This window comes from Methylobacterium segetis, from assembly GCF_004348265.1.
Classification (GTDB): domain Bacteria; phylum Pseudomonadota; class Alphaproteobacteria; order Rhizobiales; family Beijerinckiaceae; genus Methylobacterium; species Methylobacterium segetis.
Genome location: NZ_SMNT01000103.1, coordinates 1 through 18,769, shown reverse-complemented (window position 1 = coordinate 18,769; position 18,769 = coordinate 1). Strand labels below are relative to the sequence as shown.

The following is an 18,769-nucleotide window of genomic DNA, read 5'->3' as shown; positions in this document are numbered from 1 at the left end:
CGCGGGCGGCGGCCAGACGTTCGGACAGGACGCCTGGGGCGCGCAGAACGTCACGACGGCCATCGCCAAGTTCCACACCGGCTTCCTGCGCCACGAGGTCGTGACCGGGCTCGACCTGTTCTACCAGGACGACGACCGCATCAACTACCAGGTGCTCGGAACGCGCCCGAACCAGCGCCTGCTGACCCCGCTCCACGATCAGGTCGGCTACTCGCTGGTGCCGAACCCGGCCAGCCGCCGCCTGACGCAAGGCGCCAATCTCGGCGCCTTCTTCAGCGACCGGGTCTGGCTGACCGAGCAATTCTCGATCCTGGGCGGCGTGCGCGTCGACCGCTTCGTCAGCAGCTACACCGCCACCAACGCGAACGCCGTCTTCACCCCCTCCGTGATCGCCCCCTCGACCGGGGTCAGCCCGAAGGTCAGCGGCATCTGGCAGCCGACGCCCGAGCAGACCTACTACGTCTCCTATTCGCGCGGCTTCTCCCCGCAGGGGCAGTACGTGGCGAACTCGACGGGCATCGAGATCCCGAACGCCGCCGCGCTGAAGCCCGAGGAGAGCGACCTCTACGAGGTCGGCGCCAAGGTCAGCGTGCTCGGCGGCCGCCTCGGCCTCGCCGCGGCGCTGTTCCGGATCGACAAGAGCAACAGCTTCGACATCGATCCCGTCACGGGCAGCATCATCAACGGCGCCCTCGACGCGGGCGAGCGCCGCCGGGTCGACGGGTTCGAGGCCTCGATCACCGGCAAGCTCAGCGAGGAGTGGAACATCATCGCCGGCTACACCCACCTCGACGGGACGGTCCTGTCCGGCGTCAATGCGGGCCGGGTCGCGCCCTTCGTGCCCGCCAACGCCTTCACCCTCTGGACGACCTACGACCTGACGGCCCTCGGCCGCTCGTGGTGGAACCTGCCGGGGAAGATCACGGTCGGCGGCGGAGTGACCTTCGACGACGGCTACTTCCCGGCGAGCGACAACATCGCCCGCATCCCCGGGACCTTCTCGCTCGATGGGCTGATCTCCTACGAGACCGACGCCTACCGGGTCGCCGTCAACGTCTACAACCTGACGGACGAGCTGAATTACGGTTCCGGCTTCTCGACCCGCGCCGTGCCCCTCTCGGGCCGGACGGTGCTGGTGAGCCTCGGCACCCGGTTCTGAGGGTCGGAAACCGTGCTCGTCCATGTGAAGAACGTGCTCTCGCCCGAGGAGGTCGCCCATATGCGCGGCCGGCTCGAGGGGGGAGAGTGGGTCGACGGGCGCGTCACGGCCGGCGCGCAGGCGGCGCGCGCCAAGCGCAACCTGCAGATCCCGGAGGATTCGGCTGTTGCCCGCGAGCTCGGCGACCTGATCCTGCGGGCGCTGGGGCGGAGCCCGCTCTTCAACGCGGCGGCGCTGCCCCTGCGGGTGCTGCCGCCCCTCTTCAACCGCTACGATGTGGGCATGGGCTTCGGCGCCCATGTCGACGGGGCGATCCGGATGGTGCCCGGCGCCGGCATCCGGATGCGGGCCGACGTCTCGACGACCCTCTTCCTGACGGACCCCGCCGCGTACGACGGCGGCGAGCTCGTCATCGAGGACACGTTCGGCTCGCACGCCGTGAAGCTGCCGGCGGGCGACATGATCGTCTATCCCGCGACCTCGCTGCATCGGGTCGAGCCGATCACCCGGGGCTCGCGCTGGTCGGCGTTCTTCTGGTCGCAATCCCTGGTCAAGGACGACGGCGCCCGCGCCCTCCTCTACGACCTCGACCGCGGCATCACGGGCGTGCGCGGCGATCTCTCCGACGACAACCCCGCCGTGATCGCGCTCACCAGCACCTACCCCAACCTCCTGCGCCGCTGGGCCGAGCTGTGAGGAGCGCGGGCCTCGCCACCAAGGCCGCCGCGGAGACCGCTCCGGAGAACGGGGCGGAGGAGGCGCGCCGCCGCGCGCGCGGCCGCCGGGCCTTCTGGCTGAAGCAGCTCTACGCCTGGCACTGGGTCTCCTCCGCCCTCTGCCTCGTCGGCATGCTGCTCTTCACGGTGACGGGCTTCACTCTCAACCATGCCGGCCGCTTCGAGGCGCGCGCCGCGGTGGAGAGCCGGGATGCCGTGCTGCCCCGGGACCTGCGCGAAGCGCTGGCGGCCCTGCCGGCGAGCGGCCGCGCCGCCCTGCCGGGTCCCGTGGCGGACTGGCTCAAGGGCGAGCTCGGCGTGGCGGCCGCGGGCCGCGAGGCCGAGCTCTCCCGCAGCGAGGCGCTGCTCTCCCTGCCGCGGCCCGGGGGCGACGGCTTCGTCAGCATCGGCCGGAGCGACGGCGCCGTCCTCTACGAGCGGAGCAGCCGCGGCTGGATCTCCTACCTCAACGACCTCCACAAGGGGCGCAATGCGGGGGCCGCCTGGAGCCTGTTCATCGACCTGTTCGCGGGCGCCTGCCTGATCTTCTGCCTGACGGGGCTGATCCTGCTGCACTTCCACGCCGGGCGGCGCCCCGCCACGTGGCCCGTGGTCGGGCTCGGCCTCGCCCTGCCGCTCGGCCTCGCCCTCCTGTTCATCCACGCCTGAAAGGCGAAGATCCGATGCGCCGCGCCGTCACCGCCCTGTTTCCGACCCTGATCGCCGGCCCCGCACTCGCGGGCGAGGTCGCCGTGAGCGTGGAGATCCCGCGCCTCGACGTGTCCGAGTACCACCGCCCCTACCTCGCCGTCTGGCTCGAGGGGGCGGACGGGGCGGCGCTCGCCAACCTCGCCGTCTGGTACGACGTGCGCAAGAAGGAGGGGGAGGGCGGCGCCAAGTGGCTGAAGGACATGCGGCAATGGTGGCGCCGCATCGGCCGCGAGACCGAGCTGCCCCTCGACGGGATCAGCGGCGCGACGAAGCCCGTCGGCGCCCACGCGCTGAGCTTCTCCACCGACGCCGCCCCCTTCGCGGCCCTCAAGCCCGGCCATTACGAGATCGTGGTCGAGGCCGCCCGCGAGGTCGGCGGCCGCGAGGTGCTGCGCCTGCCCGTTTCCTGGCCGCCGCAGGCCGGGGCGCGCGCCGAGGCCAGGGGCACGAGCGAGCTCGGCGCCGTCTCGGTCGGCCTCAAGCCCTGACAGACCTGCCGACAGAACTGCCCCGACACGACCCCGCCGTGAGAGATCCCATGCGCCATCTCGCCCGCCTCGCGCTCCCCCTCCTCGCCGCCCTCGCCGCGGCCGCGCCCGCCGCCGCCCACAAAGCCTGGATGCTGCCCTCCTCGACGGTTCTGTCGGGAGCCGATGTCTGGGTCACGGTCGACGCGGCGGTCTCGAACGACCTGTTCGTGTTCGAGCACGTGCCGATGCGGCTGGACAACCTCGTCGTGACGGGGCCGGACGGCGAGGCCGTGAAGGCCGAGAACGCCGCCACGGGCAAGTTCCGCAGCACCTTCGACCTGCACCTGACGAAGCCCGGCACCTACCGGGCGAGCGTCGTCGGCGAGGGCCTGTTCGCGACCTACAAGCTCAACGGTGAGCCGAAGCGCTGGCGCGGCCGGCCCGAGGCGCTCGAGCGCGACGTCCCGAAGGAGGCGACCGACCTCAGGCTGACGCAGACGCAGCAGCGCACCGACACCTTCGTGTCGCTCGGCAAGCCGAGCACGCCGGCGCTTGCGCCCGCCGCCAAGGGGCTGGACCTGCGGGCCGAGACCCACCCGAACAACCTCGCTTCCGGCGAGACCGCCCGCTTCACGCTCCTCCTCGACGGCGCGCCCGCGGCCAATGTCGACGTCGAGATCGTCCGCGGCGGCGTGCGCTACCGGGACGCGCCGGGCGAGATCCGCCTGAAGACGGGCGCCGACGGCAGCTTCAGCGTGACATGGCCCCAGGCCGGGATGTACTGGCTCGGCGCCGAGGTGCAGGACGACAAGGCGACGATCCCGAACGCCCGCCGCCGCGCCGCCTACAACGCGACGCTCGAGGTGCTTCCGCAATAAGCCCGCATGCGCCGCGTCCTGATCCCCGCGACGGTGGCGCCGATCGGCCCGGGCGGCGCACCCGCCGGCCCGGTCCTCACGCTCGCTGGGCGAACCATGGGCACGACCTGGTCCGTCCGCTGCGCCGGAGCGGGCGGGGAGGGCGCCTCCCTGAGGACCGCGATCGAGGCCGAGCTCGCCCGCCTCGTGGCCGAGCTCAGCCACTGGGAGCCGGCCTCCGCCCTCTGCCGCTTCAACCGGGCCGAGCCGGGCAGCCGCCACGTCCTGCCCGATGCCCTGTTCACGGTGCTCGACGCGGCCTGCGCCATCGCGCGGGACACGGGCGGCGCCTGCGACCCGACTCTCGGCGCCCTCGTCGACCTCTGGGGCTTCGGGCCTCCGGGTCCCGTCGCCGCGCCGCCGGCGCCCGATTCCCTCGCGGCGGCGCGGGCGGCGGCGGGCTGGGAACGCCTCGCCCTCGATCGCGAGGGCCGCAGCGCCCTGCAGCCCGGCGGGTTGAGCCTCGACCTCTCGGCCATCGCCAAGGGCTACGCGGTCGATCGCGTCTCGGAGCTCCTGAGCGGACGGGGCCTCGTCCACCACCTCGTCGAGATCGGCGGCGAATTGCGCGGGCGGGGGCTGAAGCCCGGCCGCGAGCCCTGGTGGGTCGCGTTGGAGGGCGGGGAGGGAACGGGCGGCCCGGGCACCGTCGTCGCCCTCCACGACCTCGCCGTGGCGGGTTCCGGCGAGTACCGGCGCTTCTTCGAGCATGGCGGGCGCCGCTACGGGCACAGCCTCGATCCCCGCACGGGCCGGCCGGTCCCGGGAGACCTCGTCGCGGTGAGCGCGCTCCACGCCTCCTGCATGATGGCGGACGGGCTCGCCACCGCCCTGATGGCGCTCGGGCCGGAGGCGGGCCCGCGCCACGCGGGCCGACACCGCATCGCCGCCCGGTTCCTCACCCGCGAGGAGGGGCGCCTCGTCGAGCGCTTCAGCCCCGCCGCAGAGGCGATGCTCGCCTGACGGTTGCAGAAGCCCAGCTGATGATACCATCGCGGGCGCCGGGCACCCGTCGGGAGGAGACCATGGCGTCGGAGGAGCGGCCGCCCACGGCCGGCGAGCGGAGAGGCGCGGGCGAGCGGCAGGGGCGCGACAGCGCCCTGTCCCACCACATCCTGCCGAGCGCGGCGACGATGATCGGGATCTGCACGACCCTGATCGGGCTCGTGAAGATCGCGGAGGGGCAGGTCGGCATGACCCGGGTCGACGAGTGGGTCGGGCTGTCGGCGCTGCTGTTCCTGGCCAGCGCGCTGACCTCCTATCTCTCCCTGCGGATGCCGGTCCGGCGCCCCGTCAGCCTGCGCCTGGAGCGGATGGCCGACCTGTTCTTCCTCCTCGGCCTGATCGCGCTCACGGCCCTCGCGGTCGCCTTCGCCTACGAGGCGATCTGATATCCACGCCCCGTCCGCCAGCGTACGGAGCCGGCGGATCCTGCGAAGGCTGGTACTCTGCGGCGGCCCTGCCGGGCGGAGGTTGCCCGCGGGGATCGTGGAGAACGCTCATGCCGACGGAGGACCGACGCGCCGAGCTCGCCCAGAAGGCTCTCGACACCTACGCCCGCCAGACCGCGAGCCCCCCTCGCTGGCGCTCCAGCGGGCGCCGTCTCCACGATGTCTCGGAATGCGAGATCGTGGATCTCATCACCGACCTGCTGCTCCTCGCCCGCCTTCGGGGCCACGATCCGGCGACGATCGTGGGAAAGGCCGAGCGGCACGTCTACGCGGAGACGGGACACCAGTACGGCCCGTGAGCGGTTCGCACTCCGCCCGGCCTGTCACCGAGAAAAATCAACTCGGGGTTGTGACATATTGTCAGGAGCGGGCTTTGGCCTAGGCTGTACGGAGCAGCCGCACCGAGGGGCTCGTGCCTGATCCGCTGACCAGAAGGCTCGCTCACGCAGGTCCCCTCTCGGACACGGAGCAGGGGGTATTGCGGGAGTTGACGCTGAACCCGCGCGCGGTGGCGCCCCGGCGGGACATCGCCATGCCTCCGGCCGCCGAGAGCGTGCACCTCGTCCTCGGCGGCATCGCCTGCCGCTACAAGATCCTGCTCGACGGGACCCGGCGCATCGTCTCCTATCTCCTGCCGGGCGACCTCTGCGACGTCCACGCGAGCGCCTCCGGGGCGGCGGATTGGAGCATCGGCACCCTCACGCCCTGCGCCATCGCCGACATCCCGCGGGAGCGGCTCGCGGAGCTCGCACGGGCGCATCCGGGCATCGATCGGGCCCTGCGCTGGATCACGCTGACCGAACTCAGCACCGCCCGGGAATGGCTCGCCAACGACAGCCGGCCGGCGGACCGGCGGATCGCGCACCTGTTCTGCGAGCTCCTCGTCCGCCTGCAGGCGGTCGACCTCGCCGGCGACAGCAGCATCGACCTGCGCCTCTCGCAGGTCGATCTCGCGGATACGGCGGGCATCTCCTTCGTGCACGTCAACCGAGTGCTGCAATCCCTGCGCGCGAGCGGCCTCATCGTGTCCGGCAAGCACGTGCTCACGGTGCCGGACGTCGCCCGCCTTCGCGCCTTCGCCGAGTTCGATCCCGGCTACCTGCACCTCGCGGGATGACGACGCGCGAGCTCAGCCGACGATGATTCGCGTCGCCGGTCAGTATTTAGAATTTCCGTGAGGCTATTGCACTGCACAACCCTGCACCGTTGCGGGGCCGGAAGGTCGAGGGGGCACTTTTTGTCTCTCGGAGCACTTGCATCGCGCCGCGTGCCGTGACACTGATCAATCGTCCGTACAAGGCAATACGGGAGAGCCCAGGCCGAAGCGATTCGGCTATGGCGTCTCGCGAGCGACCGCCCCCGGAAGCTTGCAAGGCACAATCCCGTATCGTTGGACGATCTGGAGTGAGGCGCCGTCCGGCGCCCACCGAAGGGCGGCCCTTCCCGCACCATGCGGGCTCGGGCGGCTCCCAGGGACCCGCGACAGATGGGGGCAGGCGAAATGCTAGAGCGGGCATTTCGAGCCCGCCTGTCGTGGGAGAGCGTCGTGGACCCAGCCGATTTCGAGTATGATTTCGATGCGCCGGATTCCGATTGGAATTACGAGCCGTCGCGGGCCGAGCTGTTCCGGCAGGTCGACGCCGCCCTCTACACGACGGATCCGGACGGGCGCCTGACTTACTACAACGAGGCCGCCGCCGCCCTGTGGGGCCGCCGGCCCGTGCTCGGGCTCGACCGCTGGTGCGGCGCGTGGCGCCTCTACGACGCGGACGGGGCGCCCCTCGCGCACGAGCGCTGCCCGATGGCGTTGACGCTGCGGGAGGGCCGCGAGGTCCGCGGCGCGCAGGCGGTGCTCGAGCGGCCGGACGGGACGCGGGTGACGTTCATGCCCTATCCGACGCTCCTGCGGGACCGGACGGGCGCGGTCGTCGGCGGCGCCAGCATCCTCCTGGAAGTGCGCCGCCCGGCGCGGCTGTCGATCGCCCGGGAAGAGGGCGTCCCGCGCGAGCGCGAGCGCATCATCGGACGGGGCCGTGCCCGTCTCGACCGTCCGTCTCCGGCATCGCTCGATCGCACGCGGGGCCGTGTCCCCCTCGTGTCAGCGTCCGATCGATCTCACGCATGATCCAGCGTTTCAGTTTCATCTTCTGAGACCGCGTCATCGCCGCCTCCGTCTGGCCCGCCCGATTCGGCCTGCCCGATGTCAGCTTGCACTGAGGAACGCGCGCGGGATCTGGGGTCCGAGTGTCGCCGAAGCGGGTCGATGAACCCGCCCGGCTCAGGACGATCCGGCAAGACTGGTCGGGCAAGACCGGATCGCGATGGGGTTTGAACTCGCGGGGCGCCAAGAGGTTGCGACGCGCGGCGCCCTGTACGCGGCCCGGCCGGAGCGTAGAGTGGGGCGGGCCGCGCGGGGGCCTCGTCCCCGGCCGGCACCGGAGGCCACGCCATGCCGACCGATCCCGAACTCCCGACCGATCCCGTGCCGACCTGCCGCGTCGTCGGGGCCGGCGCCGCCTTCATCGGCAAGCAGGGGCTCACCTACGCGCCCGCGATCTCGGCCGAGACCGTCGGCGCACGCGGGCTCCACATGCAGATCGTGACGATCCCGCCCGGGGCCTGGGCGAAGGCGCACAAGCACGAGAACCACGAGACGGCGATCCACATCCTGAGCGGGCGCTCCGGGACGTGGTACGGGGAGAGGCTGGAGCACCACCTCGTCGCCGGCCCCGGCGACTTCGTCTACATCCCGGCGAACATGCCCCACCGGCCCTACAACCTCAGCGCGACGGAGCCCTGCATCGCGGTGATCGCCCGGACCGACCCGAACGAGCAGGAGAGCGTGGTGGTGCTACCGGACCTCGACGCGCTCCACGCCGAGGAGCGGGAGGCCGGATAGGCGCGCCTCAGAAATCCGCGTGGATCCGGGTCCCGAAGAAGTTGGCGGGGCCGCGGTCCCGATTGTAGGCGGGGTTCACGACAAACTGATAGTTGAACGTGAGCGTCACGGACTTGGCGAAGCTCAGCGCGTAGAAGGCCTCGAAGGCGCGCTCGGTCCCGTAATTGAGCCGCCCGTCGCCGATCAGCAGGCCGAGGCCCCCGTTGGCGAAGAAGGCCCGGTGCGCGGGGGAGAGGCCGTTCGCCGTGGCACCGAGGCCGACCGTGTCGGCCGGCCGGTCCCAGGCCGTCCCCTTCAGCGAGATTCCGCCCGAGAGCGAGCGGTCGACATCCGTGAAGGACAGGTTCTCGTTGCGGCCGTCGGCGGCGCTCGCCCGGGCGAACACGCCGAGATCGGCGGTCACGGCCTGCTCCAGGTTGAGGTAGAGGCCGCTCTTGCGGCGCGGGCGGCGCGTCGCGTCGGCGGCCTCGCTGGCATCGGCGAAGAGGCCCGCCTGCGTCAGGGCCACGGTCTCGCGGTAATTCGCCGAGTTGCCGACGTTCGAGAACAGGCCGATCCGCAGCTTGCCCGGCTGGTCGAGGCCGGGCAGGACGTGGCGCTCCTCGAACTCGATCGTGGCGCCGCCCCGGCGGAAGACGCGCGGGTCCAGCACGTCGTTCGAGGGCTCCTTCGGCACCTGCGTGTAGGCCGCCCGGATCGCAAAGTCCTTCCGGTTGTACTCGACCATCACGCCCTGCGTGAAACCCGGCAGGTTGGCGGGGAAGTCCCAGGCGGTCGAGGCCCAGAGCGACCAGTTCATGAAATCGACCCGCGGGTCGTGGGCGTAGGCGTTGCCGTCGAAGAAGTCGCCCAGCGCGAACTTGCCGGCCACCACCGTGACGCGCTCGACGTCCCGGCGGGTGGCGACTTGGTTCGGCCCGTCCGCCACGTCTTCCGTCTCGCCGCCGAGGCCGAAGGTCTGGCGCAGGAAGTAGCGGTTCGAGCGCAGCTTGGGGAAGGGCGCGCCGGCCTTCTGGGCCTCGCCGTTGACGAAGCCGGCGACCCCGAGCGTGCGCGAGAGGCCGAAGCCCTGGCTGAATTCCGGGTTGTAATAGAGCTCGGTCCCCTCCCAGAGCTTGAGGCCCAGGAAGAGGGTCGCCGTCGTCGTGGCCTGCGCCTGATGGGGCACGAGGCTGTTGGGGCCGCGGTAGGGGGAGCGGAAGCCCGGCACCGCCTGGTTGAAGAAGGTGGTCTGCCCGTGGAGCGAGAACCGCTCGGCGAGCGCGGCGGCGTCGGGACCGCCCTCGTCCGCCTCGGGGGGAAGCGCGAGGCCCTGCGGATACCAGGACAGGCGCGCCAGCATCTGGTTCGAGACGGCCCCGACCCGGGTCGAGACGGGTCCGCCGTTCGGGCCGGGCACGGTGCCGAGGTCGAACCGCCCGCTGCGGCCGAGATCGAGGTAGCGGTAATCGAGGCCGAGCGCGAGGTGATCGCTGATGGCGTATTGCACCCCTGCGCCGAGCGTGAAGCCGAGCCGCGTCAGGTCGTATCGGGCCCGCGCGCCGGGGCCGCCCGCGAGGTCCGGATACTCGGCCAGGATGCGGGTCTCGGCGCCGGCCAGCCCGAACGTCGCGTAGACGAGGGCGCGCTCGAACCCGATCCCGAGGCGGGCGCGCATCGTCCCGTAGAGGTCGGTCTTGCCGCGGATCAGGCCGAAGGGGGGGGCGACGGCCTCGTAGCCGAAGCCCGGCACGGTCGAGGCGATGGGCCGCTTGAGGTTCGCGCCGGCAAGGTCGGCCTCGATTCCGTAGAGCCAGGGCCCGGACTGCCAATTGTAGCCGGCGAAGGCCCCGCCGACCACGCTCGTCGCGTCGCGGCCGATGTCGAAACGGCCGGTGGCGTCGCCCGATTTGAAGGGCGGGACCGGGCGGCCGCCGACCGTCGTCGCATCGACGTTGAGCGCGCCGAAGGAGGCGCCCGCGCTGCCCTCGAGCCCGAGATAGGGCCCCGACCAGTCGATGAAGGCCGGGGGCGCGGGCCGCGCCACATCCGCCGCCCGGGCGAATCCCGGCAGGAAGCCGACCGCGAGAGCCGCGGCCAGCCGGCACCGATCCCCCATCCTCGCCCGGTCGCGCCGCACTCCGCTCCCCTCCGCCCCGCTCCGACGCATATCAAAAGCGGCCGGGGCGGCAATCGCGCGGGCCGGCCACCCCGCCACCGCCCCGGCCGCGTTGCAAAAATGAACCAGCCCGCCATCGATGACGGGCGGATGACAGGGGGCGGGATGATGGGGCGGAGAGGGGCGGATCAGGCCGGCTCGATCCGCGCCCCCCTCAGGTGCGGCCCTTCGCCGGCCCCGTCTCGACGGGGCGGCTCGTGTCCGCGCCCCATTCGGACCAGGAGCCGTCGTAGAGGGCGCGGGCCGGGCGGCCGATCGATTCGAGGGCCAGGGAGACGATCGCGGCGGTGACGCCCGAGCCGCAGGTCGTCACGACCGGTCGGTCGGGATCGACCCCGTTCTCGGCGAAGACCGCGCGGAGCGAATCCGGATCCTTCATGCGGCCGTCCGTCTGCAGCGCGGCATAGTGGACGTTGAGCGCGCCCGGCATGTGGCCGGGACGGACGCCGGGGCGGGGCTCCGCCTCCTCGCCGCGGAAGCGCGTGCCGGAGCGGGCATCGACCACCTGGGCGCTCCCCGTGTCGAGGGCGCGGGCAATGTCGCCCGCATCGGCCACGGCGCCGTTGTCGAGCCGGGCCGTGAAGTGGCGCCGGTCGCGGGGGCGCGGCTCGCCCTCCTCGGTCGGGTAGCCGGCCGCGACCCAGGCGGGGAGCCCCCCGTCGAGCACCGCGACGTCGCGCACCCCGAAGGTGCGCAGCATCCACCAGACCCGGGGGGCGGAGAACAGGCCCATCCCGTCGTAGACCACGATCTGCGCGCCGTCGCCGATGCCGAGCGCCCGCATCCGGGAGGCGAAGACCTCGGGCCGCGGCAGCATGTGCGGCAGCCCGGATCCCTCGTCGCTCACCGCGTCGATGTCGAAGCGGATCGCGCCCGGGATGTGCGCGGCGCGATACTCCGCCTCCGGGTCGCGGCCCGCCGCCGGCAGGTACCAGGACCCGTCGAGGACGACGAGGTCCGGCGCGGCGAGGCGCTCATGGAGCCATTCCGGGCTGACGAGGGACGTTGTCGCCATGAATCCAGTCATCCTGCGGGCATCGAGGGAGCGCACTCAACCATATCCTGAGCGCGGTTGCACGGGTGCGCCTCACATCCCGTAATAGCCGCGGTACCACGCGACGAAGGCGGGGATGCCGGTCTCGATCGGCGTCTCGGGCACGCGGCCGATCAGGGCCTGCAGGAGCTCGGTGCTGGCGTGGGTCCGCGCCACGTCGCCGGGCGGCAGCGGTTTCAGGATCCGCTCGGCCCTCCGCCCGAGGGCCGCCTCCAGGGCGTCGATCATCGCGTCGAGCCGCACCGGGCGGCCGCCGCCGAGATTGACGAGGCGATAGGGCGCGCTGGCGCTCAGCGTGTCGAAGGGGCCGGCGGGAGCGGCCGCGCCGGGCAGGGGCGGCGGCACGTCGACGAGCCGGCGGATCGCGTCGACGAGGTCGGACACGTAGGTGAAGTCGCGCTCGGCCGAGCCGCCGGAGAAGACCTCGATCGGCTCGCCCGCCAGGATCTTCCGCGTGAACAGGAACAGCGCCATGTCCGGCCGGCCCCAGGGTCCGTAGACCGTGAAGAAGCGGAAGGCGGTGGTCGGGATCGCGAAGAGATGGCTGTAGGAATGGGCCATCGCCTCCATCGCGAGCTTCGAGGCCGCGTAGAGGGTGAGCGGGCTCACCGCCCGGTCGGTCTCGCGGAAGGGCAGCTCCGTATTGCCGCCATAGGCCGAGCTGGTCGAGGCGAGCAGCAGGTGGCGCACGGGGTGGGCGCGCACCGCCTCGAGCAGCTGGAAGCTGCCCATCAGGTTGGCGTCGGCATAGGCCTGCGGGTTCTCCAGGCTGTAGCGGACGCCGGCCTGGGCGGCGAGGTGGACGACGATGTCGGGCCGCGCCCGCGCCATGAGGTCGCGCAGCAGGCCCGGCGTCTCGAGCCGGCCCTCCACGGGCTCGAACGCCGCGTCGCGCGCGAGCTCCGCGTGCCGGGCGCGTTTGAGCCCGACATCGTAATAGTCGGAGAAGCCGTCGAGCCCGATCACCGCGTGCCCCTCGGCGAGCAGCAGCCGGCTCAGGTGGAAGCCGATGAAGCCGGCCGAGCCGGTCACGAAGACGCGCATGTTTCCTCATCCACCATCGCGGAGGCTCCGCATCCGGTCAGTCCGGGATGGACCGGAGCCCGAGACGAAACGGATCCCGGCAGCGACGATCCCGGCCTTCACCGATCCCGGCAGGCATAACGACTGTCGCGACCGCCGCCATCCTCTGTTCACGGGCGCGTCTCCACTCCGATCGGCGCGGCGACGCTTGAGAATCCCTCGTTTTGCTCCCGCGAAATGTCTGTGCGCGGTTGCGCCATGCGCATGCGGGACTTGTTTCGGGCGCCCAGAACACCAGTTATAACAGCAGCATGACGTTGATGCGCCTCCCTCATGGGATCGCACGGGTCTGCATCCTGATTTCGGCACACGACGACGTGCGGGCAGGGGGCGGCTCGCCGGGCGCGTCGCGCGCAATCACAATCCGCCGGGCCTCGAACCCGCGCATCCATGTTCGCTCCACGAGTCCCCGTTTCATGAATCAACTCGTCCGCATGTCCCAGATCGGCGACGCCGAGCAGATCGCCGAGCCATCCGCCGAGCTGCGCGTACCCTTCGCGCAGTCGGGAGCGTTCGTCTGCAAGTTCATCATCGGCGAGCCGAACGACGCGGCCGTCTGCTGCGGCGCGCCCGTCGCCGACGGCAAGAGCTGGTGCGCCTTCCACCGCCGCATCGTGTTCGAACCGGCCCGCCCCGGCCGGATCCGCTGAGGATCACGCCGGCTCGATCACGTCCACGAGGTCGCTCAGCCAGCCGCGCGCCTTGTCGAGCTCGTCCCAGGGCACGTCCCCGAGCGGGAAATGGCCGGCGAGCACGACGCTGATCACCCCGTTGAGGTGGGTCAGCCGCTCCCGCGTGCAGGTCTGCCGCCTGTGCCCCGCGATCAGCTCGTCGCGGAATGCCGTGAGGCAGGCCGTCGCTCGGGCGAAGGCGGGGTCGTCCTTCTTCGGGCGGTGAGCCAGGACTTGGTCGAGCGCGGCCAGCGCCGCGCGCCCCGGCCGCGCCTCACCTGCCACGGCGCGCCTCCCGCTTCAGATGCGTCAGCCGCCCCCGCCGCAGGTTCACGGTGAGCGCCTTCGTGGTGTGGATGCTGGTATTCGCATCCCCCGTGATCGCGAGCAGCACGTTGGCGATGGCGCCGCGCGCGTAGCCCTCGCGCCCGTAGACCCACGGCATGCCGATCTGGTGAACCGTTCGGCCGTCGATCATGAAGGGCCGCACCCGCTCCGTCACCATCGCCCGCACCTCGATCTCGCCGCGCAGGCTCGACAGCACCGTCCAGTCGAGATGCCGGATGCCGAGTTCGTCGGCGAGTTCCGGCGAGACCTCGACGAAGGCCTCCGGCTGAAGCTCCGCCGTGTGCGGCATCACCCGGGTCGGCACGCCGCCGCAATGGATCTCGGTGAGGCGGAACGTGGTGAAGACGTAGGGGAAGCGCGGGTCCCCCGGTTCGTGCAGCGTGTTGCCGGGCCGGTTCCAGAGCTTCGCCGTCGGGTTGATCTGCTGCCCGTAGAGCGGGTTCCGCACCGGGCTCTCGATCGGCTCGTAATGGGTCGGCAGCGGCCCGTCGCGCAGGCCCGTCGGCACGAAGAGCTGGCTCTTGCCGTCCGCCTCCATGATGAAGGGGTCGTTGCCGCCGAGCGCGTCCATGCCGTGCGGGCGCTTCGACCAGTCGGGCCGGTAATCGGGGCGCTTCGTCTCCACGAAATCCGGCACGTCGAGGCCGGTCCAGGTCTCCTTCGCCTCGTCCCACCAGACGAGCTTCTTGGCCTCCGACCAGGGCCTGCCCTCGGCGTCGGCGGAGGCGCGGTTGTAGAGGGTGCGCCGGTTCGACGGCCAGGCGAAGGCCCAGCCGAGATGCGAGCCCGGCCCGTCCGGCCCGTCGGGCTTTCGCGAGCGGGCGACGTTGTGGCCCTTCTTCGGCATGATGCCGCAATACATCCAGCCGCCGCAGGCGGTGGTGCCGTCGTCCTTCAGGTCCTTGTAGGTGGCGACCGGCTCGCCATCGGAGACGGTGTAGCCGTTGATCTCGGCGAGCACCGCCTCCGCGTCGGGCTCGGCCAATTCTCCTTTCGTCGGGTAGTCCCAGGTCAGCGCCTGGATCGCGCCGTCGCGAAGCTCCCGGCTGTCGGCGTAGAGCTCCTTCAGGCGACGCCCGAGATGGTAGATGAACCAGAGGTCTGAGCGGCTGTCGCCGGGCGCCTCGCAGACCTTGTCGTGCCATTGCACGAGGCGGCTCGTGTTGGTGACGGTGCCCTCCTTCTCCCCGGGCATCGCCGCGGGCAGGAAGAACACCTCCGTCTCGATATCCTCGGGCCGCGTCTCGCCGCGCTCGATCAGGCGGCCCTTCTGCCAGAAATTCGCCGTCTCGGTCATGGCGAAATCGCGCACCACGAGCCAGTCGAGGCGGGCGAGGCCCCGCTCCACGAAATCGGCGTTGACCGCGCCCACGAGGGGGTTCTGGCCGAGCATGAACTGGCCGCGCATCACGCCGTCGACCATCGCCATGGTCATCGGCTCCTGCGAGCAGTCGCCCGTGAGCTTCGGCAGGAACGGGTAGCCCCAGTCGTTGGCCTTCGTCGCCGCCTCGCCGTACCAGGCCTTCAGAAGGCTCACGACATATTTCGGCATGTTCGACCACCAGCCCGTCGTCGGCGTCTCCGATTTCAGGTAGCGCTCGAGGGTGGCGTGGTCGTGGAAGACGTTCGGCTGCGGCAGGTAGGTGGGCAGCATGTTGTAGAGGGTCGGGATGTCGGTCGAGCCCTGGATGCTGACATGGCCGCGCAGGGCCATGATGCCGCCGCCGGGCCGGCCGACATTGCCGAGCAGGGCCTGGACGATGGTGCAGGCCCGGATGATCTGCACGCCCGTCGAGTGGTGCGTCCAGCCGACCGCGTAGGTGAAGGCACCGGTGCGCTCGCGGCCTGAATTCCTCGCCAGCGTCTCGACGATCGTCAGGAAGGTCTCCTTCGGGCAGCCGGTGACCCGCTCCACCATCTCGGGCGTGTAGCGCGCGTAGTGGCGGCGCATGATCTGGTAGACGCAGTTCGGGTGCTGCAGCGTGCGGTCCTGCGGCGGCGGGCTCTCCGTCATGCTCTCGTAATCGCCGCCGTCCTGCTCCTTCGTCTGCTCGCGGTGCTCGGCGATGGAGGAGGGCACCGTCTTGCCCTTGTACTGCCAGGTGTCCTGGCTGTAGGCGCCCGTGTCCGGGTCGAAGCCCGAGAACAGCCCATCATGGGCCTCCGGATCCTCGTAGCCGTCCTCGATAATGTGGGCGAGGTTCGTGTATTCGAGCGCGAAATCCCGGAACCAGAGGTCGTTCTCCAGGATGTGGCGGATCATCCCGCCGAGGAAGGCGATGTCGGTGCCCGAGCGGATCGGCGCGTAGATGTCGGCCAGCGCGCTGGTCCGCGTGTAGCGCGGGTCGATGTGGATGATGGTCGCGCCGCGCCGCTGCGCCTCCGTGACGAAGCGGAAGGCGATCGGATGGTTCTCCGCGATGTTGGAGCCCATCTCGATGATGCAGTCGGAATTGGCGAGGTCCCACAGCGCCATGGTGGCGGCGCCGCGTCCGAAGGAGGTACCCAGACTGGGCACCGAGGAGGAGTGTCAGATCCTGGCTTGGTTCTCGATGTTCAGCATGCCGAGGCCGCCGCCGAACAGCTTCTTGATGAGGTAGTTCTCCTCGTTGTCCATGGTCGCCCCCCCGAGCGACCCGATCCCGACCGTGTGGTTGACGATGCGCCCGTCGGGCAGCGTCTCCGCGAAGGTCTCGTCGCGGGCTTGGCGGGTGAGCTGCGCGATCCGCTCCATCGCCCAGTCGAGGGGGCGCACCTCCCAGTCCCGCGAGCGCGGGGCCCGGTAGAGCACCTTCGTGATCCGTTCCGGCGAGAGCAGCATGCCGAGCGTGCCCGCGCCCTTGGGGCAGAGGGTTCCGGCGTTGACGGGCGAGCGCGGATCGCCCTCCACGTGGATGGGCCGCCCGTTCTTCGCGTAGATGAGCTGGCCGCAGCCCACCGCGCAGAACGGGCAGACGCTGGTGCCGACCCGGTCGGCCTGCTCCAGGCGCGGGCGCAGCCGCTCGGAGGCCGAGGAGCGCGCGGCCGTCGACTGCACGTCCTGCCCCGCGAACTGGCGCGGCAGGGACCAATCCTGCAGGAACCCGGCGACGCGCGCGCCGAGCCCCTTGCCGACCGTGCGGGAGCGCTTGCCCCAGGGGTGACCTCCCCCGTTCCGTCCGTCCCGCGCCATGATCCCGAAATCCCTCACGCTGAAACGCCGTGCTCTGAGCGGCAACCGTGGGAAGCGGGGCGGGTTCCGCGTCTCCGCGTCCTGGGCGCTCCAACGGGGCCTCGGCCCCGATCGCGATATCGCTTCGTGGCAGGCGCCGTGATGACCCGCCGTGAGGGGGCTGCGCACAGCCCCGTTCGCCCGCCGGTCTGCGACGCGCCACGATCGGACCGGCGACGCCGCGCCCCGGAAACATGGCCCCGCCTGGAACGTTTCGAAGCTGGCGCGCGGGTCGCTCGCGCCCTTCGAGAGACAGGCCCGGAGCCCGCATGCCCACGATTCGCGGCGTCGTCACGATCGCCCAGGAGAGCCGCTTCCAGCTCACCGACGGGGAGGGCGTCTCGCATCTCTTCGTGCTCTCGCCGCACATGCTGGCCGAGGGCGACGACCTCGAGGGCCTGCAGCGCGAGCAGGCCAGGATCCGCGTCACCTACGAGGCCGCGCGCAACATCCTCGGGTACCTCGCGCAGCGCATCGAGCGGATCTGAGATGGACACCATCGTCCACATGCATCCGCGCGCGGCCGAGTACCCCCAATCGGACCTCGACCGCGTCATCCCGGACGAATCCGAGCTGACGGCCGGCGTGCGGATCGAGCCGGGCAAGTCCTACGGCTTCTTCACGGACACGACCGTCTGCATCGGCTGCAAGGCCTGCGAGGTCGCCTGCAAGGAATGGAACACCCTGCCGGCCGACAATCTCGGCCTGACCGGCCAGAGCTTCGACAATACCGGCGCCCTCTCGGCCAACACCTGGCGCCACGTCAGCTTCGTCGAGAAGAGCGGCGCGGAGGGCGTGCGCGGCACGGCCCAGCAGCCCTTCCAGAGCGGCTGGCTGATGATGAGCGACGTCTGCAAGCATTGCCACCACGCGCCCTGCATGGAGGCCTGCCCGACCGGCGCCCTGTTCAAGACCGAGTTCGACACGGTCGTCGTGCAGCAGGACATCTGCAACGGCTGCGGCTATTGCGTGCCGGCCTGCCCCTTCGGCGTCGTCGAGGTGAGCACCCTCGACGGCAAGGCGCACAAGTGCACCCTCTGCTACGACCGGCTCAAGGGCGGGCTCGAGCCCGCCTGCGCCAAGTCCTGCCCGACCGACTCGATCCAGTTCGGCGAACTCTCCGACCTGCAGGAGCGGGCGGCCCTGCGCGTGGAGGAACTGCACGCCCGCGGCGTGCCCTCGGCCTACCTCTACGGAACGCCGGGCGCGCCGGGGGCCACGGGCGGCATGAGCCACCTCAACGCCTTCTTCCTGCTCATCGACCGGCCGGAGGTCTACAACCTGCCCTCGGCGCCGTCCCGGCCCTCGCGTCGGGTGGCGCCGAGCCTGTTCTCCGGGCTCGCCGCCGTGGCGGGCCTGACCCTCGCGGCCGCCCTCCTGTTCTCCGACGCGGAGCGCCGGCCATGAGCGTGCCCTATCCGGTCGCGATCCGCGGCCCCGAGGATCCGCCGGCCCGGCCCGGCTCGGCGATGGACCGGGACATGCCGCCCCCCGGCCGCGACTCCGCCTGGGACGGACCGACCTATTACGGGCGCCCCGCCCTCAAGCCCGCGCCCTTCGAGCCGAACGTCGTCGGCGGCTACGTCTTCCTCGCCGGATTGTCGGGGGCGAGCGCGCTGATCGCCGCGGTCGCCGACGTGACGCTCGGCGAGGGCGCGGAGGACCTCGTGCGCCGGGGCCGCTACGCGGCCCTGCTCGCGCCGACGCTCGGCTCCGCGCTCCTGGTCTACGACCTGCACACGCCCGAGCGCTTCTACAACATGTTCCGCGTCGCCAAGGCGACCTCGCCGATGTCGATCGGCACCTGGATCCTGATCGGCTTCTCGGGCGCCGCGACGCTCGCCGCGGCGGCGCAGTTCGCGGGGGATCGGGGCGTGGCGCCGCGCGCCTCGCGCGCCGCCGCGCGGGCGGCGAGCCTGCC

General features: G+C 71.4%; 20 protein-coding genes. 15 read left to right on the top strand and 5 right to left on the bottom strand.

What is annotated here, in order from left to right:
* The 11 genes from E1J50_RS21390 to E1J50_RS21340 form a co-directional block, all read left to right on the top strand.
* On the top strand, positions 1-1,159 hold a 1,159-nt coding region (locus E1J50_RS21390), incomplete at its 5' end, for a TonB-dependent receptor (RefSeq protein WP_132255809.1).
* A gap of 12 nt (positions 1,160-1,171) precedes the next feature.
* Complete coding sequence (locus tag E1J50_RS21385) at positions 1,172-1,855, top strand: Fe2+-dependent dioxygenase (protein WP_132255808.1); 684 nt, start codon at positions 1,172-1,174, stop codon at positions 1,853-1,855.
* Complete coding sequence (locus tag E1J50_RS21380; RefSeq protein ID WP_132255807.1) at positions 1,852-2,544, top strand: PepSY-associated TM helix domain-containing protein; 693 nt, start codon at positions 1,852-1,854, stop codon at positions 2,542-2,544. The genes E1J50_RS21385 and E1J50_RS21380 overlap by 4 nt, the downstream gene beginning before the upstream one ends.
* A gap of 14 nt (positions 2,545-2,558) precedes the next feature.
* Positions 2,559-3,074: a DUF2271 domain-containing protein gene (locus E1J50_RS21375; RefSeq protein WP_132255806.1), complete on the top strand. Its 516-nt coding sequence runs from the start codon at positions 2,559-2,561 to the stop codon at positions 3,072-3,074.
* Between the two features lie 50 nt (positions 3,075-3,124).
* A complete protein-coding gene (locus tag E1J50_RS21370) occupies positions 3,125-3,934 on the top strand; it encodes a DUF4198 domain-containing protein (protein WP_132255805.1) in 810 nt (269 codons plus the stop codon).
* A 6-nt stretch (positions 3,935-3,940) separates the two neighbouring features.
* Complete coding sequence (locus E1J50_RS21365; protein ID WP_132255804.1) at positions 3,941-4,936, top strand: FAD:protein FMN transferase; 996 nt, start codon at positions 3,941-3,943, stop codon at positions 4,934-4,936.
* A gap of 62 nt (positions 4,937-4,998) precedes the next feature.
* The gene (locus E1J50_RS21360; RefSeq protein ID WP_132255803.1) at positions 4,999-5,364 is read left to right on the top strand and encodes a hypothetical protein; all 366 of its coding nucleotides are present in this window, start codon (positions 4,999-5,001) and stop codon (positions 5,362-5,364) included.
* Between the two features lie 110 nt (positions 5,365-5,474).
* Positions 5,475-5,723 (top strand): hypothetical protein, encoded by a 249-nt coding sequence (locus tag E1J50_RS21355; protein ID WP_132255802.1) that lies wholly within the window; start codon positions 5,475-5,477, stop codon positions 5,721-5,723.
* 179 nt (positions 5,724-5,902) lie between these two features.
* Positions 5,903-6,541, top strand: coding sequence for a Crp/Fnr family transcriptional regulator (locus E1J50_RS21350; protein WP_245516690.1), 639 nt, complete (start codon positions 5,903-5,905; stop codon positions 6,539-6,541).
* A 429-nt stretch (positions 6,542-6,970) separates the two neighbouring features.
* The gene (locus tag E1J50_RS21345; RefSeq protein ID WP_245516689.1) at positions 6,971-7,549 is read left to right on the top strand and encodes a PAS domain-containing protein; all 579 of its coding nucleotides are present in this window, start codon (positions 6,971-6,973) and stop codon (positions 7,547-7,549) included.
* Between the two features lie 324 nt (positions 7,550-7,873).
* Complete coding sequence (locus E1J50_RS21340; protein ID WP_132255800.1) at positions 7,874-8,323, top strand: cupin domain-containing protein; 450 nt, start codon at positions 7,874-7,876, stop codon at positions 8,321-8,323.
* 7 nt (positions 8,324-8,330) lie between these two features.
* On the opposite strand, the gene E1J50_RS21335 is transcribed toward E1J50_RS21340, so the two are convergent.
* From E1J50_RS21335 to E1J50_RS21325, 3 genes are all read right to left on the bottom strand, one after another.
* The gene (locus E1J50_RS21335; protein WP_132255799.1) at positions 8,331-10,421 is read right to left on the bottom strand and encodes a carbohydrate porin; all 2,091 of its coding nucleotides are present in this window, start codon (positions 10,419-10,421) and stop codon (positions 8,331-8,333) included.
* 214 nt (positions 10,422-10,635) lie between these two features.
* Positions 10,636-11,496: a 3-mercaptopyruvate sulfurtransferase gene (gene sseA / locus E1J50_RS21330; RefSeq protein ID WP_132255798.1), complete on the bottom strand. Its 861-nt coding sequence runs from the start codon at positions 11,494-11,496 to the stop codon at positions 10,636-10,638.
* Positions 11,497-11,568: 72 nt separating this feature from the next.
* Positions 11,569-12,579, bottom strand: a complete 1,011-nt coding sequence (locus E1J50_RS21325) for an NAD-dependent epimerase/dehydratase family protein (RefSeq protein ID WP_132255797.1) — start codon at positions 12,577-12,579, stop codon at positions 11,569-11,571.
* Positions 12,580-13,034: 455 nt separating this feature from the next.
* Here E1J50_RS21325 and E1J50_RS21320 point away from each other — a divergent pair, with 455 nt between their 5' ends.
* On the top strand, positions 13,035-13,268 hold the full coding sequence (locus E1J50_RS21320) for a hypothetical protein (protein ID WP_132255796.1): 234 nt from the start codon (positions 13,035-13,037) through the stop codon (positions 13,266-13,268).
* A gap of 3 nt (positions 13,269-13,271) precedes the next feature.
* Here the strand turns inward: E1J50_RS21320 and E1J50_RS21315 are convergent, their stop codons facing one another.
* On the bottom strand, positions 13,272-13,574 hold the full coding sequence (locus tag E1J50_RS21315; protein ID WP_132255795.1) for a hypothetical protein: 303 nt from the start codon (positions 13,572-13,574) through the stop codon (positions 13,272-13,274).
* On the bottom strand, positions 13,564-16,809 hold the full coding sequence (gene fdh, locus E1J50_RS21310; protein WP_281024585.1) for a formate dehydrogenase: 3,246 nt from the start codon (positions 16,807-16,809) through the stop codon (positions 13,564-13,566). Before fdh ends, E1J50_RS21315 begins: the two co-directional genes overlap by 11 nt.
* Before the next feature lie 308 nt (positions 16,810-17,117).
* On the opposite strand from fdh, the gene E1J50_RS21300 reads away from it, so the two are divergent.
* The 3 genes from E1J50_RS21300 to nrfD all read left to right on the top strand — a co-directional run.
* Complete coding sequence (locus E1J50_RS21300) at positions 17,118-17,336, top strand: hypothetical protein (RefSeq protein ID WP_132255793.1); 219 nt, start codon at positions 17,118-17,120, stop codon at positions 17,334-17,336.
* Position 17,337: 1 nt separating this feature from the next.
* Positions 17,338-18,255 carry a 4Fe-4S dicluster domain-containing protein gene (locus E1J50_RS21295; RefSeq protein ID WP_132255792.1) on the top strand — a complete coding sequence of 306 codons (918 nt, stop codon included), beginning with the start codon at positions 17,338-17,340 and terminating at the stop codon, positions 18,253-18,255.
* Positions 18,252-18,769: NrfD/PsrC family molybdoenzyme membrane anchor subunit (nrfD, locus tag E1J50_RS21290; RefSeq protein ID WP_165937942.1), on the top strand; the 518-nt coding region annotated here is incomplete at its 3' end. The genes E1J50_RS21295 and nrfD, both read left to right, overlap by 4 nt.

Coding starts and splice junctions, on each gene's coding strand:
- E1J50_RS21335 (WP_132255799.1), bottom strand. CDS start 10,421: ATGGGGGATCGGTGCCGGCTGGCCGCGGCTCTCGCGGTCGGCTTCCTG.
- E1J50_RS21320 (WP_132255796.1), top strand. CDS start 13,035: ATGAATCAACTCGTCCGCATGTCCCAGATCGGCGACGCCGAGCAGATC.
- E1J50_RS21295 (WP_132255792.1), top strand. CDS start 17,338: ATGGACACCATCGTCCACATGCATCCGCGCGCGGCCGAGTACCCCCAA.
- E1J50_RS21300 (WP_132255793.1), top strand. CDS start 17,118: ATGCCCACGATTCGCGGCGTCGTCACGATCGCCCAGGAGAGCCGCTTC.
- E1J50_RS21365 (WP_132255804.1), top strand. CDS start 3,941: ATGCGCCGCGTCCTGATCCCCGCGACGGTGGCGCCGATCGGCCCGGGC.
- E1J50_RS21340 (WP_132255800.1), top strand. CDS start 7,874: ATGCCGACCGATCCCGAACTCCCGACCGATCCCGTGCCGACCTGCCGC.
- E1J50_RS21360 (WP_132255803.1), top strand. CDS start 4,999: ATGGCGTCGGAGGAGCGGCCGCCCACGGCCGGCGAGCGGAGAGGCGCG.
- E1J50_RS21355 (WP_132255802.1), top strand. CDS start 5,475: ATGCCGACGGAGGACCGACGCGCCGAGCTCGCCCAGAAGGCTCTCGAC.
- E1J50_RS21370 (WP_132255805.1), top strand. CDS start 3,125: ATGCGCCATCTCGCCCGCCTCGCGCTCCCCCTCCTCGCCGCCCTCGCC.
- sseA (WP_132255798.1), bottom strand. CDS start 11,496: ATGGCGACAACGTCCCTCGTCAGCCCGGAATGGCTCCATGAGCGCCTC.
- E1J50_RS21325 (WP_132255797.1), bottom strand. CDS start 12,579: ATGCGCGTCTTCGTGACCGGCTCGGCCGGCTTCATCGGCTTCCACCTG.
- E1J50_RS21375 (WP_132255806.1), top strand. CDS start 2,559: ATGCGCCGCGCCGTCACCGCCCTGTTTCCGACCCTGATCGCCGGCCCC.